Genomic DNA, 16,468 nt, shown 5'->3' with positions numbered 1-16,468 from the left:
GCGAGGGGTAGCAAGTGCGCTCAGCGGCTCTTGCTCATGTAGCTTTCAAGCGGGTCTTTGCTGAGCACGCCCTGGGCTTCGGCCAACGAATCGATGAACAGTGAGAACAACTCCGATTGCGTACCGATGTCGAGCTTGCAGTAGACGTTCTTGCGGTGAGACTTGATGGTGTCCTCCGATACCCCGAGGCGCTCGGCCAGGGAGCGGGTCGAATGGCCACGCAGGATCAGTTGGGCGATTCGGCATTCGCGCTCGGTCAGGATCGACGAGCCGAAGTTATCCAGTGCCGAGTGGATGCGCTGCTCCAGCAGGTTTTCGAAGCGGACGCCGCGCGTGTCCAGGCCGACAAAATGCTTTTTCAGCAAGGTCAGGACCCAGGGGGCGATGCACTTGAACTGCTGCGTCGTGGCGGCGTCCAGTTTTTCCGTGAACGCCAGAGAGACCGCCAGGCTCAGCCCGGGAGACAACTGCAGGATGTAGTTCAACTCATCCTGCAGGTGCGAGTGGCGATAGAACGACTGGTAGTACTCGCTGAGTTCGAAGTGGTCGGGAGCCACCTCGGCGAGGTCGTAGCAACCGGAGCTGAAGCCTTCCACACAGGCACCGTAGAACGGGTCGAGCAGATAGAACCCGGACAGGTACTGGCGCACATTGCCTTGCGGCAGCCACGGCCCATCAAGCTCGAACAGCGCGCTGGGCATGCCGCCATGCGGATACTGGTACAGCGTCGTCGCCTGGATGGGCCAGATACAGCCCAGGGTTTCGAACAGCGTCGCGGTGAATCCCGGTTGACCGATACTCTCGGTCACCTTGGCCATCTGTTCGAACCATTGCGCAGAAACAAACCGATCGTTTTCCACTTCAAAGACTCGCCAAAAAGAACGGTTGGGAGCGACACAAGGTTGACTGGTGCCGGGGTTGAAATGATGTTCCCACGCTCGCAAAAGTGCCGATATCACCCGTTAGGGTGAGTCGACCAAAGGGTGTCGGATGACCGCCCCAACTGCCCCACAAACAGGAAAAGCACGCCACTCCGGGGAGTGCGTGCAGATGGTTTTTTCCCTGCCACGCCTTGCGACGTGGCCGATGGAAGCGACGTTAACGGAGCTGGAACCAGGTGGTTTTAAGTTGCGTGTACTTGTCGAACGCATGGAGGGAAAGATCGCGCCCGAAACCGGACTGCTTGCCGCCACCGAAAGGAATGGCGACATCCAGTGCATCCATGGTGTTGACCGAGACAGTTCCGGCCTTCAATGCCCGGGCCACACGATGAGCGCGGTTCAGATCATCGCTCCACACTGACGCGGCGAGACCGTAGATGCTGTCGTTGGCCAACTGGATAGCCTCCTCTTCGGAGTCGAAGACACTAATGGCTAACACTGGACCGAAAATCTCATCACGCGCCAGGCGCATATCTCTATCCACGCCAGCGAAAATCGTCGGCTGGATGAAGTTCGAAGAGCCATTGATCGTCACACTGTCGCCACCTGCCAGGAGTTTCGCGCCTTCACCCCGTGCTTGCTCGATCGCCTGCATGATGCGGGCGGCTTGCTCGCTGTCCACGATCGCACCGGCCCTGCTTTCAGGGTTCAGCGGATCACCGGGCAGCCAGTCCCGAGCCTTGGCGATCAGGCGCTCGACGAACTCGTCGTGGATAGAACGTTGCACGTAGAGCCGGGAGTTGGCCGAGCAGACCTCGCCCTGGTTGAAGAAAATGCCGAACGCGGCTTTTTCCGCAGCCAGATCCAGGTCCTGGCAATCTTCGAAAACCAGGTTCGGGCTCTTGCCGCCGCACTCCAGCCAGACCTGCTTGAGGTTGGACTGCGCCGAGTACTGCATGAAGTACTTGCCGACCTGGGTCGAGCCGGTGAACACCAGGCAGTCCACATCAGGATGCAGCCCAAGGGCCTTGCCGGCGCTTTCACCCAGGCCCGGGACAACATTCAACACCCCTTTCGGAATGCCGGCTTCGAGCGCCAGTTGACCCAGGCGCAAGGCAGAAAATGGCGACTGCTCGGCGGGCTTGAGGACCACGCTATTACCCGCGGCCAATGCCGGGGCGAGCTTCCAGGCCGCCATGTCCAGCGGGAAATTCCAGGGCACCACGGCGGCAACCACTCCCAGGGCCTCGCGAGTGATGGTGGCGAGGGCATTGCGCGCGGTAGGCGCGACCTGGTCGTAGACTTTGTCCAGGGCTTCACCGTACCAGGCGAACACACCGGCCGCGCCAGGCACATCGATGTTGTAGGCATCCATGACCGGCTTGCCCATGCTCAGCGAGTCGAGCAATGCCAGCTCCTCACGATTGGCCAGGAGCAGTTCGGAGAGCCTGATCAGGATCTTCTTGCGCTCCACCGGGGCCATGCGGGCCCACGTCCCTTCTTCGAACGCCTGGCGAGCCGAGCGTACCGCGAGGTTCACTTCCTCCTCACCGCATGCGGCGACACAGGCCAACCGCTGGTTGGTCGCCGGGTTGATCACCTCGAACGTCGCGCCCGAGGCGCACGCGACCTGCTGCCCTTCGATCAAGGCATTTTCAATGAATGTTTGGCGGGCAGCCCGCTGCTGCCAGTAGTTGAGATCGAGCACACGCTACTCCCATGCCGACCGCTGATACGGTCAGTTTTTATTGGTTTCGCAGGATGGTGCTCTACTCTCGCGGCGAGGAAAAATAGTAAAAATGTGCTCGGTTCCCAAGAAAAAACTGGGTAGTGCCGAGGGGCTGGAGCAGTAGGCAAGCTTAAGTTTTTACGCCTGGAATTTAACAAACCCACCGCCGCCGAAAACTCCTACACCCATAAGGCACTCCTTCCTTCCACTTGTGCCCGCTCTTCATACAGCACTTCAAGATCCTTCTCATAGAGGGCAAACGCTTACCTCATTGAAACTATTGCAGCAGCAAATCTGCCTGCATGCATTCACGTTTCAACGTAAGGAAGCAGCTCTTGAACACGCTACTGAAACTCCTCGCCCTATCGACAATCATTGCCACCGCCAGCGGCTGTGTCAGTTACAACAACAGCCAGCCGTCTTCGCCTATCGACAGCACCGTCAAGGCAGACCTGAAAGCGGACATTGCCGTCGGTGACGCGATCTCCGGCCAGTCTTCGGTCAACGTACTGTTCGGCTTCCTCAAATTTGGTGGCGATTCCCAGTTTGCAGATGGCGTCAGCTATGGCGGCCAGAGCGGCGCCTTGAGCGGCCTTGGCCTGGATCCCGTTAGCGCGGTCAAATCTGCTGCGGCCTACAAAGCAGTCAAATCTTCGGGTGCCGACCTGATCGTCGCTCCTCGCTATGAAGTGAATGAAGAAAACTACTTCATCTTCAAGAAAGTCTCCGTCACGGTAAAAGGCAACAAAGGCAATATCCGCAGCATCCGCTAACTCATCCCCCCAGGTGTTTGTTCAGCGGTACTCCGCAAACAGCAGTGAAGGCAGCTGTTTGCGGACTTGAGAGCTGACGAAATCGCCTCGCGCCTTATGACACGGCTAACTATCGCTCCAGTGAAATACCAGATTGCGCGCAGCACCCATGCCGACATCCGCGGTATCACGCCGCTCCTGACCAGCACGCGTTGCAATGACCGTGTACTTGCCAGGAGGTAGCTGGACGTAAACCAGCGGACCCGCCTCAGTCAGCGTCAACACGCTTTTCCCCTGCGCGTTATGAATGGCTACATCGACATCCGGAATGTATTCGTTCCCGCCGCCGACGGAGAATGTCATATGCAGGTTGTAACCCGTGGTTTGCTGGATTGCCTTGGCCTCATCCTCACCGATACCGCCGGACAGGTAGGTAATTCCGTTTTGTTCTTGTCGTTGGACCTGCACACCCGAATTGTCGATCGGCTCGAGGCTGGCAGCCTGCCCCATAACCGGAAATATCGACACGCCGATAGCGACAACAAAGGGCAGGAACAGTGTCTGCACATACTTCATGATGACGCCTCCCGGGCTCCGCGGAACCCAATCGTTACTTAACTTTTGATTTCGGGCGCGGGCGTCATGTTTTAGAACGATTTGTACTTGAAGGCACTACGAAACGTACCACATGTATCGCTCCATGGCCCTTCACCGCTATCAGCCAGGTCCTGCCCACTAAACCGGAAGGTCCTTCGGATATCTCAGAGGGGCCCTGCATCATCAACCCATAGTCTCTTGCCATTCTCTTCTGCCTGTTCAACCTGCTGCGGAAGACTTCATGAGCGCCCTGATACCCGATGACACGCAAGACCCACATATCACCTCACTGCTTGGCGATCTGGGTGAATTGATTCGCCAGGCACGACAGAAGGTGTTGCGCGCGGTCGATACCATTCAAGTGCAAACCTGCTGGCAGATTGGTCGGTATATTGTCGAGTTCGAGCAGGAAGGGGCTCGGCGTGCGGGCTATGGAAAACAATTGCTTTCGACCTTGGCCAAGGTACTGACCGCGGAATTTGGCAAGGGCTTTGACGCCTCCAACCTTCGTTACATGCGCCTGTTCTATCAAGCGTTCCCAATTTGTGACGCACTGCGTCACGAATTGAGCTGGACCCATTACCGCAAGCTGTTAAGAGTCGACAACGAAAACGCACGCCTCTGGTACATGAACGAGTCTGCTACCCAGAACTGGTCAAGCCGAGCGCTGGAGCGCCAGATAAACACCCTGTACTACGAACGCCTTTTGACGAGCCGCGACCGCTGTGCCGTTCAGCAGGAAGCAACCACCAATATCCAGCAAATGAAGGCCAGCCCTCGGGATTTCATCCGAGACCCGGTTGTGCTGGAATTCCTTGGTTTGCCCAGCGCCAGCAGGCTTCAGGAAAGCGAGATAGAACAGGCACTGATCGAACAATTGCAGGGTTTCCTGCTCGAACTGGGCAAAGGCTTTGCCTTCATCGCCCGTCAGCAGCGCATCAGCACCGACAGCAAGGACTTCTACATCGATCTGGTCTTTTACAACTACCTGCTCAAATGCTTCGTCATCTTCGATATCAAGCGTGGTGAACTGACCCATCAGGATGTGGGCCAGATGGACATGTACGTACGTATGTACGACGACCTCAAGCGCGGAGAAGAAGACAGCCCCACCGTTGGCATCATTCTCTGCGCGCAAAAGGATGAGTCAGTTGTGCGTTACTCAGTACTGGAGGGCAACGAACAATTATTCGCCAGCAAATACCAACTGGTACTGCCGAGCGAGGAAGAGTTACGTGCAGAACTGGATCGAGAGCGGGCGGTACTTGAAGCGCGGCTTCATCAGGACCCGTGATGGATTGTTCATACGCGGCGCCAGGACTATTGTAGGCAGCTACCCGCAAAGGTCCGACGCCAATGAATTTGCAGGACAGCCCCTCACTCGCCCCGGCTCAAATCGAACTGCCGCTGACAGCTGGCACCTCCGGCGAACCATTCAAGCAACCAGCCCCCGACGGCTTCATCCTCGGCGGCTTCAGCTGGCGGCATGCGCGGCAGGACACTTCCCGGGCAGTGGTCATCATCAACGCCGCCACATCGGTCCGCTGCCGACACTACTCGCGCTTCGCCGATTACCTGTTTACCAACGGCTTCGATGTCATCACCTATGACTATCGCGGTATCGGTGAGTCGCGCCCGGCATCGATCAAAGGATTGCAGGCGTCATGGTCCGACTGGGGGGCCCTGGACTTCGAGGCGATGCTCACGCGCGCACAGCGTGAATTTCCCGGCCAGCCGATCGACGTGGTCGGTCACAGTTTTGGCGGTTGTGCAGCGGGCCTGGGAGCGTCCGGACAACTCATCCGACACCTGGTAACGGTCGGTGCGCAGTTCGCTTACTGGCGCGACTATGACCCCGCCCAGCGCTGGAGGATGTTTGGCAAGTGGCACGTGGTAATGCCGCTGGTGACGAGGCTGTGCGGCTACTTTCCCGGCAAACGCTTCGGCTGGCTGGAAGACACCCCAGCCGGTGTCGTCCACGACTGGAGCACGCCCACCGCTCGTTACGAGAAGCGCCCCAGCGGCCAGGACAGCCATGTCAGGAACTTCGCCGCGGTCACCGCGAATACCCTGGCGATCAGCATCAGCGACGATCCCTACGGCACAGTCCCGGCCATCGAACGCCTGCTTGGCTACTTCACCGGTAGCACAAACACCCACCTGCGCATTACCCCCGAAGACATCGGCGAACAAGAAGTTGGACATTTCGCCTTTTTTCGCAGCGCATACCAAGCCACACTATGGCCCATTGCACTGTCCTGGCTGCAAAACGGCGAGCTGGCTCCCGACACACCTGGGCGCACAGTGCCACGCCACTGAGCCACCAGCCCTTTTCAACGAAATACGGAACGACGCCCATGGCCTCCGCCAACAAACAGCAAAAACGCGCCTCCCGCGCCAAGGCCAAGGCCAAGCAGAACCGCACGCAGCGGGCCGCCGCGCCGGTGGAGCTGGACCCGAACGACGATCGCATCGACTTCGAGTCAGTGGACCTGACCGAACTGTTCAAGAAAATGATCGACGCCGAGAAGATCAGCCAGCAAGCCATGTGCACGGCGTTCCTCGAAGACCCGCTACTGGAGCTGGTCTACGAGCAGGAAGGCGAAGAAGGCGCGATGGACTTCATCCTCGCGGCGCTGATCGAATATCGCCAATGGTCCACCGAAACGGATGAATCCGGCGCCCTGGCGTGGATCGAATCACCAGCCTTCCAGGCTGACTACGTGGCGGCGTCCGACGCCATCGCGGCACAAACCCAACAGAAACCGAACTGAGTTCCCATGGCCTCCCTGAACAAGCAACAGAAACGCGCCAAACGCGCAAAAGCCAAAGCCAAGCAGATCAATATCCACGGCAGAAAACCCGCCGCACTGGACGATGACCTGGGCGAAATCGGCGAGCCGATCCCGGAATACACCCTGGCGATGTTCAGCAAAATGCGCGAAGCGGAAGCCATCAGCCGCAGCGAAATGCTCTCCGTGCTGCTGACGAATCTCGCCTTCATCATCATCGACCATCCAGAACTGCTGGACATGGAAAACGCCGACGACGAAGGCATGGCCGCCACCCACCTGGCCGCCGACATGCTGATCGACTACCGCATGTGGGCCGACGGCATGGACCGCGAGACCGCCCAGGAATGGCTGACCGACCCGCAATTCATTACCGACTTCGGCGATGCGCTGGACGTCTACCGCCAGACGCTGGACACGCCGGAAGAAAAAGCCGAGTAAGGGTTACGACTCAAATAAAAACGGCCGCTTGTCATCACTGACAGCGGCCGTTTTGCGTTACGCGGTATGAATCAGTTCAACACCACCGCGCCACTTTTTTCCAGCTTGCGACGGCGAGCCACCAGCAAGCCAGCAGCCACCACCAACACACTGAGCAGGCCAGTCGCGAGGATTTCCACGCGATGAGCTTCCTGGAACAGCATGATGGTCAGGGCACCGACGATGAACACGATCACCGCGTAGGTCAGGCCCGGGAACAACCACATGCTGAAGACGATTTTCTCACCGCGAGCCATACGCTGCTTGCGCATGCGCAGTTGCGAGATCGCAATCACCAGGTACACCAGCAGTGCAATGGCGCCAGAGCTGGCCAGCAGGAACTCGAACACCGCAGCCGGAGCCACGTAGTTGGCGAAAGTTGCCAGGAACGCTGCGCCAGTGGACAGCATTACCGCCCAGTAAGGCGTGCCACTTTTGTTGGTGCGGGTGGACATGGCCGGTGCATCACCGCGCTTGCCCAGGGAGAACAACATGCGCGACGAGGTGTAGAGCGCCGAGTTCAGGCAGCTGGTAACAGCAACCAGAACCACGATGTCGACAATCATCTTGGCGTTAGGGATGCCCATGCGCTCAAGCACGGTCTGGTAGGAACCCAGGCTGGCCAGGACAGGATCGTTCCAAGGCACCAGGGCCACGACGATGAAGATCGAAACGAGGTAGAACAAGCCGATCCGCCAGATCACCGAGTTGGTGGCCTTGGAGATTTGCTTGCCAGGGTTCTTCGATTCCGCGGCCGCGATGGTCACGATCTCGGTGCCCATGAAGGAGAACATGGTGGTCAGGATGGCACCCAGTACCGCGCCCATGCCGTTTGGCAGGAAGCCCTGAGTGTCGAACAGGTGCGAAACGCCGCTGACCTGGCTGCCCGGCAGGAAGCCGAAAATGGCCATGACGCCCAGAACAATGAAGCCGATGATCGCCAACACTTTGACCAGTGCGAACCAGAACTCGAATTCACCGTAGTTCTTCACGCTGAACAGGTTGGTCACGGTCAGCAGCATGGTGATCACAAGGGCGAAGGCCCAGATGTCCACGCCAGGGAACCAGGCATGCAGGATGGTTGCGGCGGCGTTGGCTTCCAACGGGATGACGAGCACCCAGAACCACCAGTACAGCCAGCCGATGGTGAAGCCGGCCCAGTGACCGATCGCGCGATCGGCGTATGTCGAGAAGGAGCCAGTGTCCGGCGAGGCAATAGCCATTTCACCGAGCATGCGCATTACCAACACCACCAGCATGCCGGCGGCGGCGTAAGCCAGGAGCACGGCCGGGCCTGCTGCAGCGATGGCGTGGCCCGAGCCAACGAACAGGCCGGCGCCGATAACCCCGGCGATCGACAGCATGGTGACATGCCGTGGTTTGAGCCCCTGTTCGAGGCCGTTGGAGCTTTGGGTACTGCTCATTGAAACTACCTTTGTAAGGAAAAGCGAAAGCGTGCAACCCGCTTGTGTTCCTTCTTGTAAAAAGAAACAAACGGAGCGTTCCGGAATCTGCACGCAATATTTGCGCCAAAATGTTTCAAAACCGTCTAGCTCGGGAATTTCGCTCCGCCAGGACAGAGATCGCAAGCCATTGATATTAATGGCACTTTGCCAGAGCGTTACCCTGCGACTCACTTTATGAACGAACCAGCGCCCCGGAAACACACACAAAAATCCCTCGACGCACGATAAAAGGGCAGATCCGCCACCTTTGGCCCGTTAGCGCTTCCCACCCCCCGCCAAAGCTGGCAACATCGCGCCCTTTTTTACGCGACAGCCACCGGCTTTCATCTGAAAGCAGGGTTCAAACGGCTGTTCGGTTGTTGATGGGGCGACAGTCTGCTGTGCCGATGCGACAACCTTTCACATGCCACCCGTTTACTGCCCGTTACGCTGTTGGCTGCCCTTGAAACGCTATGCTAGCTTGGCCGCCTCGCCAGGAAGGCCACCAACAGCAGGAGCGAATACACAATGAGGAACGCACATGGCTGAGGCCACGCCCGCGCTTGAAATCCGCAACTTGCACAAACGCTACGGCTCGCTGGAGGTACTTAAAGGTATCTCGCTGACCGCCCGCGATGGCGACGTGATCTCGATCCTCGGCTCCTCCGGTTCCGGCAAGTCCACGTTCCTGCGCTGCATCAACCTGCTGGAAAACCCGCACCAGGGCCAGATCCTGGTGGCCGGCGAAGAACTCAAGCTCAAGGCCGCGAAAAACGGCGAACTGGTCGCTGCCGACGGCAAGCAGATCAATCGCCTGCGCAGCGAAATCGGTTTTGTGTTTCAAAACTTTAACCTGTGGCCGCACATGAGCGTGCTCGACAACATCATCGAGGCCCCGCGCCGTGTGCTCGGCCAGAGCAAGGCCGAAGCCATCGAAGTCGCCGAAGCCCTGCTGGCCAAGGTCGGTATCGCCGACAAGCGCCACGCCTACCCGGCGCAATTGTCCGGCGGCCAGCAGCAACGCGCGGCCATCGCCCGCACCCTGGCCATGCAGCCTAAAGTCATCCTGTTTGACGAGCCCACTTCCGCGCTTGACCCGGAAATGGTCCAGGAAGTACTTAATGTCATCCGCGCACTGGCCGAAGAAGGTCGCACCATGCTGCTGGTCACCCATGAGATGGGCTTCGCCCGTCAGGTCTCCAGCGAAGTGGTGTTCCTCCACCAGGGCCTGGTAGAAGAGCAAGGATCGCCTCAGCAGGTGTTTGAAAACCCGCTTTCGGCGCGCTGCAAACAATTCATGTCCAGCAACCGCTAACGGAGCTAACCGCATGCGCAATTACAAGAAGGTCTTCCTGGCCGCCGCCGTTACCCTGGCGTTCAGCGCCGGTGCCATGGCCGAAACCCTGAAGATGGGCATCGAAGCGGCCTACCCGCCGTTCAACAATAAAGATGCCAGTGGCAATGTCGTCGGCTTCGACAAGGAAATCGGCGACGCCCTGTGCGCCAAGATGAAAGTCGAGTGCACCGTCGTGACCTCCGACTGGGACGGCATCATCCCGGCCCTGAATGCCAAGAAATTCGACTTCCTGATCTCCTCGATGTCGATCACCGACGAGCGCAAGCAAGCGGTGGACTTCACCGACCCGTACTACTCCAACAAGCTGCAGTTCATCGCCAAGAAAGACGTCGACTTCAAGACCGACAAGGATTCGTTGAAGGGCAAAGTGATCGGCGCCCAGCGTGCAACCCTGGCCGGCACCTGGCTGGAAGACAACATGGAAGGCGTTGAAGTCAAACTCTACGACACCCAGGAAAACGCTTACCTCGACCTGACTTCCGGTCGTCTGGACGGCATCCTGGCCGACAAATACGTCAACTACGAGTGGCTGAAAAGCGACGCTGGCAAGTCCTATGAATTCAAGGGCGACCCAGTGGAAGAAAGCGATAAGATCGGTATTGCTGTGCGTAAAAACGACCCGATCCGCGAGAAGCTGAACATCGCGCTGAAAGAAATCGTTGCCGACGGCACCTACAAGAAGATCAACGACAAGTACTTCCCGTTCAGCATCTATTGATACTGACCTGCCTGGCCGGCGCCTGATGGCGCCGGTTCACGGTATTGCCTGCCGCGATTTGAAAAGAAATCCATGATTATCGACCTCTACGGATTCGGCCCGGCGCTCGCCGCTGGCGCGCTGATGACTGTGAAACTGGCACTCTCGGCCCTGTGCCTGGGGCTGGTGCTCGGTCTGCTCGGCGCCTTGGCCAAGACTTCCCCGTACAAGCCGCTGCAATGGCTTGGCGGCACTTATTCGACACTGGTTCGCGGCATCCCGGAATTGCTCTGGGTGCTGTTGATCTACTTCGGTACGGTTAACCTGATGCGCGCCCTGGGCGAGTTTTTCGGTAACCCTGACCTTGAGCTCAATGCCTTCGCCGCGGGCGTGATCGCCCTGGGCCTGTGCTTTGGCGCCTACGCCACGGAAGTGTTTCGCGGCGCGATCCTCGCCATCCCCAAAGGCCATCGTGAGGCCGGCGTGGCCCTGGGCCTGTCGAAATGGCGCATCTTCACCCGCTTGATCATGCCGCAGATGTGGCGCATCGCCCTGCCAGGCTTGGGCAACCTGTTCATGATCCTGATGAAGGACACCGCGCTGGTGTCGGTGATCGGCCTGGAAGAAATCATGCGTCACGCACAAATCGGCGTGACCGTGTCCAAGCAACCGTTCACCTTCTATATGGTCGCGGCGTTCATGTACCTGAGCCTGACGATCCTGGCCATGACCGGCATGCACTTCCTGGAAAAACGCGCCGCTCGCGGCTTCGCGAGGAGCACCCAATGAACTGGGAAGTCATCATCAAGTGGCTGCCAAAACTGGCCCAGGGCGCAACCCTGACCCTGGAACTGGTCGCCATTGCCGTGATCGCAGGCCTGCTGCTGGCGATTCCGCTGGGTATCGCGCGCTCATCCCGCCTGTGGTGGGTGCGGGCGTTTCCCTACGCTTACATCTTCTTTTTCCGCGGTACGCCGTTGCTGGTTCAACTGTTCCTGGTCTATTACGGGCTGGCGCAGTTCGACGTGATCCGTAACAGCTCGATGTGGCCCTACCTGCGCGATCCGTTCTGGTGCGCCACGGCGACCATGACCCTGCACACCGCCGCCTACATCGCTGAAATCCTGCGCGGCGCGATCCAGGCGATTCCGCCGGGTGAGATCGAAGCGGCACGGGCGCTGGGCATGTCGAAAACCAAGGCGCTGATCTACATCATGCTGCCGCGCGCGGCGCGCATCGGCCTGCCGGCCTACAGCAACGAAGTGATCCTGATGCTCAAGGCCAGCGCCCTGGCCAGCACCGTGACCCTGCTGGAACTGACCGGTATGGCCCGTACCATCATCGCCCGGACCTACCTGCCGGTGGAGATCTTCTTCGCCGCCGGCATGTTCTATCTGTTGATGGCCTACGTGCTGGTACGCGGCTTCAAGCTGCTGGAGCGCTGGTTGCGCGTCGATGCCTGCCAAGGGCGTTGATCCTCGGGTGCTGACGGGCGCGGAACTGCTCGCCCGTTTCACCGCGCTGGACACTTTTCTGACAGCGCATCAGGCGCTGTGGAAACCAAGACCCTTCACGCACCTGCAACTGCCCTGGGAAACCACCTACCCCGAGCTGGCCACCTGGCTGCGCGGGCGGTCGCTGGAAGAAGCGGAAAGCGCTCACAACCACCCTGCCCTTGTGGATGCGCCGCAGCCTTTTGCTTCGCTGGCGGCCAAGTCTTTGGCGCTAAGTGCGCTGGATCAATTGCCCGCACAGGCGCTCCTGGCGCCAGCTCATCGATTGAATGTGGATGTACCGGGGCGCAAGTGGCAGCAAATTGAAGCCTTTGCCGGCCGATTGCAGTTTGCCGATGCCGCCAGGCATTGGCTGGACTGGTGCTCGGGCAAGGGACACCTGGGTCGACGCCTGCTACAACCCGGTCAACAACTGACCTGCCTGGAATACGATCCAGCGCTGGTTGCCAGCGGCCAGGCCCTCAGCCAGCGGCATCGACTGCACGCGCTGCATGTCGAACAGGACGTACTGGCAGCCGATGCGGCAGCATTATTGGAAGCTCGACACACACCCGTCGCCCTGCATGCCTGCGGCGATTTGCACGTGCGACTGATCCGGCACGCCAGCACGGCTGGCTGCAAGCAACTGGCCGTCGCCCCCTGCTGCTATAACCGGACCAGCCAGGCCTGGTATTCGCCAATGTCCTCGGCCGCCCAAAGTTCTGACCTGCAACTGTCCCTCGACGACCTGGGGCTGCCGATGAGTGAAACCGTTACCGCCGGCGCTCGCGTGCGACGCCAACGCGACACATCGATGGCCCGACGCCTGGGCTTCGACTTGCTGCAAAGGCAACTACGCGGCGTTGACGAGTACCTGCCGACCCCCTCCCTACCCAGCGCCTGGCTGGAAAAACCCTTTGCCGAATACTGCCAGCACCTGGCCGAGCTCAAAGAGTTATCCACAATCGGCGCACAAAATTGGCCGAAACTTGAGGCCGCCGGATGGCTGCGCCTCGCCCAAGTACGCAATCTAGAGCTTCTACGCGGGCTTTTCCGACGCCCACTGGAGCTATGGCTGGTGCTCGATCGGGCGCTATTCCTACAAGAACAGGGTTACACCGTTCGCCTCGGCACCTTCTGCGAATCCTCGCTCACACCACGTAATATCCTGCTGCTGGCGGAACGTCCTTAACGTCCTACAGCCTGTGGATAACTCTGTTGATGAAATATTCATGGATCCAATCTTTACAGCTGTTGCAGCCCTGAAACGGCACTGCGCAGATTTCGTACACTGAATAAAAAACCCGAAAAACAGGCATTTGCGCACTAATGAGAACGGATCCACAAAAACAGTGTTAACCGGGTGAAGCGCAATTCGCGTTGTGCATAAGCGTTTGATCAAAGGACATAACCAAAGACGGATCCAGATCGGCACACACAGAAAAAAACCAGCTCTGGGACCTCGTTTTACACCACGCGATGACGACCAACGCACGTCGAAACACCTCAACCGAGACCCACGCAAAAATAGTCTGAATTCAGGGGTTTACAGAACCTTCCCAATCGCTATAATCGTCGCCCTGACATGCCGGTATAGCTCAGATGGTAGAGCAACTGACTTGTAATCAGTAGGTCCCGGGTTCGATTCCTGGTGCCGGCACCATACGAAACAACGACTTAGGCTCACCGAAAGGTGGGCCTTTTTCGTTTCTGGGTCTTTCGTGTCTATTTAATGCCTATATGGCATTGAGCACAAAAAGCCTTGCAGGATCGCAAGGCTTTTTGGTTTCTGTTGTCCAGGTGTGTCCGTAATAATATTGAAAAAAGGAACATTTCATGGAATACGACGGCCACGGCTCATACGTACCCCCATCCATCGTGCAGGATCGAAGCCACCCGAACCACTGGCGTAACCGTTCACACGACCTATACGCTTCTGCTGGTGCAATATGGCTTTCAATGACTGGTGGACGATCCAAGGAGTCTGCCGAAGCATTGGGATTGGGTGATGGGTTCAACATGCATCTAGCGTGCTTCCCTGTGTACCACATGCTTTGTGGGCTTTCGCTAGAAGTCCTAATGAAAGCCGTGCTTGTCAATAAAGGCGAAACTCCACCAGAGCATCACGATCTCAATCTCCTGGCTCACTTACTTGGTGTGAAACGGAGCCCGCCACAGAAGCAGATCCTGAATTTCTACCAAGCCTCGATTCAATGGGCTGGCCGCTACCCTATCCCACTCAAAGCAGACGATCAGATGATGCTGGATTATTGGGCAATGGCGAACAAACTGCTATTTAAGGGTAAGGCTGTCTCGAAAGGCTCTCTCATCAAGAAATACAGACCCACTCATGCCACGTCATGGGAACGCTATGACGCTCTGTACAGAAGCTACAGTGCCATGTTTTGAATTACCCTAGGTTTGCTAAACGTGAAAGGCTGCTTTGCGATAGCGGCCCTGCCTAACGGCAGGTGATGTATCGGGTCGCGCTCGTCCAGTAGCCAAGGGAGCGATGCAAGTTCTCTAATCAGGGCAGCGGAGGATATAGCCCAGGCAAGGGGCTTCGGCCTAACCAATAGTCTAATCGCAAGGTTGAGAGAGCGAAAAACATGGATGCTGGAAACATTTCTGCAATCATTTCTGCTGCGGCTGTCATAAGCGGGGTGATACTCGGGAACTTATCCGTCGCTGTTAAAGAGTATGTCGTCGGTCGACGCACACGTAAGAAAGACACGGTGTATCTGGCGATCTTGGTCGTTTCCCATTTAGACCGACTCGCCAATGATTGCTTGGATGTTGCCGAAGACGACGGTACCGAGTACGGTCAGCCCGCAGGATCGAATGGGGAGCAATATGTGCCTACTACCGCACCCCCTGAGTTCCGGCCTCTGGATATCAGTGTCGATTGGAAGTTGCTTCCGAGAGATCTCCTGTACCCCATTCTTCGGCTTCCCGATCAGCTAGACCAACTCCAGAGCAGGCTTGCAGGAATCACGAAGTATGAATGCGACTATCCCGATCACACCGAATATTTTTGGGTCAGGAGAAGGGAGCATGCTGACCTAGGCCTTCAGGCGATTGGCCTGGCACAAAAGCTCCGTAAGCATTCCGGTTTGCCGATTGAAGAACCTAAACCAAGCGAATGGAGCCGCGAGCAAGGTTTACGAGATGTCATCAAATACATTGATGATAAGCGAGAGGCTTATCGACGCCAGGCTTTAGAAAACCCGCTCGACCTATCGTTCTAGATAGGCTGCGCTACACTCAGCGCCGATTTCCCATTTGCAGGGGCGCTCGCCAAATTCCTGCTAAGTGCGGAGTACACATCATGCGCATCGACTCGCAAACCCAGTCGAAGATCGTCCAGGTAATCCTCGACAGCGTCCAAGAAAGCAAAGCTTGACAAACAATCGAACTGCCCGATGGTGCGCTACTGCGCGTCCTGGGGCAATACGGCCACGTCGCCTTCGAACTGCTCGATGATTCTGACTTGTTCGATGAAAGCCTGCTGCTGGAAGTCAGTATGCTGGTCTGAATGGAAAGCCCAGTTGATGAGGGATAGGAGAGTTGACCGTCGCGAGGCGGCCTTTTTATAGCCGGCCAGCGGCGAGATGTACTAGGATTTCCTCAACATCGCTCAGTGACGATAACCATGCCAGATAACTCAGAAGCCAAGATTGCCACAGCGGACGCACTCACGTTGCTCCTACACAACCAGCACGCCATATGTGCTGCCATAGAGGAGATCACAAAGTGGCTCTCAGAAAATGGTGTGGGAAGTGTTTCTGCTAACGCTTTAGGGGCCATGGAAAGGCTGGATACAAATGCTCAAGGCATCACAGACGCCATCATGCGGCTTCGACAGTTGTAGGCATTATCAAACGACCTCTTCCTCTTGCATGAGCGAATCCCGATTTAATGCGAGAAAAAAATGAGACTCTGTGGATAATGGAAAGTGTGTCCCGCTGGACAACCATTTGCTTTGCCACTGACCAGTCAATTGCACCCGTGCTGACCAACAGTTTGCATTCGCTTGACCAGCAGGCGCTCTAGTGACGACTGACAGAGAACGGCCGATTCTGTTGAAAAAGTCGGTCCTAGTTTGCATGGCCAAAAAAGTACGTGTCTGAAATTGAAATCTTGAAGCGTCGCAGAGGCATTCGGACTCAAATTTCACGTAGTAGCGTGGTAATAAGGCGCTTCCACCGATCAGTCTTCTGGCAATTTGAAAAAAACGACTTTTCC

17 protein-coding genes and 1 tRNA gene are annotated in these 16,468 nt (G+C 57.5%); 14 read left to right on the top strand and 4 right to left on the bottom strand.

The window, feature by feature from the left end; all coding sequences use genetic code 11:
- Positions 1-20: 20 nt before the first annotated feature.
- Positions 21-818, bottom strand: coding sequence for a helix-turn-helix transcriptional regulator (locus HFK74_RS13000; protein ID WP_050562610.1), 798 nt, complete (start codon positions 816-818; stop codon positions 21-23).
- 280 nt (positions 819-1,098) lie between these two features.
- Positions 1,099-2,589 (bottom strand): aldehyde dehydrogenase, encoded by a 1,491-nt coding sequence (locus HFK74_RS12995; RefSeq protein WP_180203858.1) that lies wholly within the window; start codon positions 2,587-2,589, stop codon positions 1,099-1,101.
- A gap of 323 nt (positions 2,590-2,912) precedes the next feature.
- On the opposite strand from HFK74_RS12995, the gene HFK74_RS12990 reads away from it, so the two are divergent.
- Positions 2,913-3,383, top strand: a complete 471-nt coding sequence (locus tag HFK74_RS12990; protein ID WP_180203857.1) for a hypothetical protein — start codon at positions 2,913-2,915, stop codon at positions 3,381-3,383.
- A gap of 105 nt (positions 3,384-3,488) precedes the next feature.
- On the opposite strand, the gene HFK74_RS12985 is transcribed toward HFK74_RS12990, so the two are convergent.
- Positions 3,489-3,938, bottom strand: a complete 450-nt coding sequence (locus HFK74_RS12985) for a carboxypeptidase regulatory-like domain-containing protein (protein ID WP_180203856.1) — start codon at positions 3,936-3,938, stop codon at positions 3,489-3,491.
- A gap of 262 nt (positions 3,939-4,200) precedes the next feature.
- On the opposite strand from HFK74_RS12985, the gene HFK74_RS12980 reads away from it, so the two are divergent.
- The 4 genes from HFK74_RS12980 to HFK74_RS12965 all read left to right on the top strand — a co-directional run bounded on the left by HFK74_RS12980 (position 4,201) and on the right by HFK74_RS12965 (position 7,192).
- The gene (locus HFK74_RS12980; RefSeq protein WP_180203855.1) at positions 4,201-5,253 is read left to right on the top strand and encodes a YhcG family protein; all 1,053 of its coding nucleotides are present in this window, start codon (positions 4,201-4,203) and stop codon (positions 5,251-5,253) included.
- 62 nt (positions 5,254-5,315) lie between these two features.
- On the top strand, positions 5,316-6,278 hold the full coding sequence (locus tag HFK74_RS12975) for an alpha/beta fold hydrolase (protein WP_180203854.1): 963 nt from the start codon (positions 5,316-5,318) through the stop codon (positions 6,276-6,278).
- A 38-nt stretch (positions 6,279-6,316) separates the two neighbouring features.
- The gene (locus tag HFK74_RS12970; RefSeq protein ID WP_180203853.1) at positions 6,317-6,733 is read left to right on the top strand and encodes a hypothetical protein; all 417 of its coding nucleotides are present in this window, start codon (positions 6,317-6,319) and stop codon (positions 6,731-6,733) included.
- Between the two features lie 6 nt (positions 6,734-6,739).
- Positions 6,740-7,192 (top strand): hypothetical protein, encoded by a 453-nt coding sequence (locus HFK74_RS12965; RefSeq protein WP_180203852.1) that lies wholly within the window; start codon positions 6,740-6,742, stop codon positions 7,190-7,192.
- Positions 7,193-7,263: 71 nt separating this feature from the next.
- Here HFK74_RS12965 and gabP read toward each other — a convergent pair whose 3' ends face one another.
- Positions 7,264-8,655, bottom strand: coding sequence for a GABA permease (gabP, locus tag HFK74_RS12960; RefSeq protein ID WP_180203851.1), 1,392 nt, complete (start codon positions 8,653-8,655; stop codon positions 7,264-7,266).
- A 562-nt stretch (positions 8,656-9,217) separates the two neighbouring features.
- On the opposite strand from gabP, the gene HFK74_RS12955 reads away from it, so the two are divergent.
- From HFK74_RS12955 to HFK74_RS33160, 9 genes are all read left to right on the top strand, one after another.
- Complete coding sequence (locus tag HFK74_RS12955; protein WP_007972784.1) at positions 9,218-9,991, top strand: ABC transporter ATP-binding protein; 774 nt, start codon at positions 9,218-9,220, stop codon at positions 9,989-9,991.
- 13 nt (positions 9,992-10,004) lie between these two features.
- Positions 10,005-10,751 carry an ABC transporter substrate-binding protein gene (locus HFK74_RS12950; protein ID WP_180203850.1) on the top strand — a complete coding sequence of 249 codons (747 nt, stop codon included), beginning with the start codon at positions 10,005-10,007 and terminating at the stop codon, positions 10,749-10,751.
- 72 nt (positions 10,752-10,823) lie between these two features.
- Positions 10,824-11,519: an ABC transporter permease gene (locus HFK74_RS12945; protein WP_008058481.1), complete on the top strand. Its 696-nt coding sequence runs from the start codon at positions 10,824-10,826 to the stop codon at positions 11,517-11,519.
- Complete coding sequence (locus tag HFK74_RS12940; protein WP_180203849.1) at positions 11,516-12,205, top strand: ABC transporter permease; 690 nt, start codon at positions 11,516-11,518, stop codon at positions 12,203-12,205. The genes HFK74_RS12945 and HFK74_RS12940 overlap by 4 nt, the downstream gene beginning before the upstream one ends.
- Positions 12,186-13,415, top strand: a complete 1,230-nt coding sequence (locus tag HFK74_RS12935; RefSeq protein ID WP_180203848.1) for a methyltransferase — start codon at positions 12,186-12,188, stop codon at positions 13,413-13,415. Before HFK74_RS12940 ends, HFK74_RS12935 begins: the two co-directional genes overlap by 20 nt.
- Before the next feature lie 395 nt (positions 13,416-13,810).
- A tRNA-Thr gene (locus HFK74_RS12930) sits at positions 13,811-13,886 on the top strand.
- 173 nt (positions 13,887-14,059) lie between these two features.
- A complete protein-coding gene (locus HFK74_RS12925) occupies positions 14,060-14,632 on the top strand; it encodes a hypothetical protein (protein ID WP_180203847.1) in 573 nt (190 codons plus the stop codon).
- Between the two features lie 200 nt (positions 14,633-14,832).
- Positions 14,833-15,471: a hypothetical protein gene (locus tag HFK74_RS12920; RefSeq protein WP_180203846.1), complete on the top strand. Its 639-nt coding sequence runs from the start codon at positions 14,833-14,835 to the stop codon at positions 15,469-15,471.
- 404 nt (positions 15,472-15,875) lie between these two features.
- A complete protein-coding gene (locus HFK74_RS33160) occupies positions 15,876-16,094 on the top strand; it encodes a hypothetical protein (RefSeq protein WP_257230310.1) in 219 nt (72 codons plus the stop codon).
- Positions 16,095-16,468 lie beyond the last annotated feature (374 nt).

The organism is Pseudomonas sp. SbOxS1, assembly GCF_013416725.1.
Taxonomy (GTDB): domain Bacteria; phylum Pseudomonadota; class Gammaproteobacteria; order Pseudomonadales; family Pseudomonadaceae; genus Aquipseudomonas.
The sequence above is the reverse complement of the archived record's forward strand: the minus strand, read 5'-3'. Positions and strand labels throughout refer to the sequence as shown.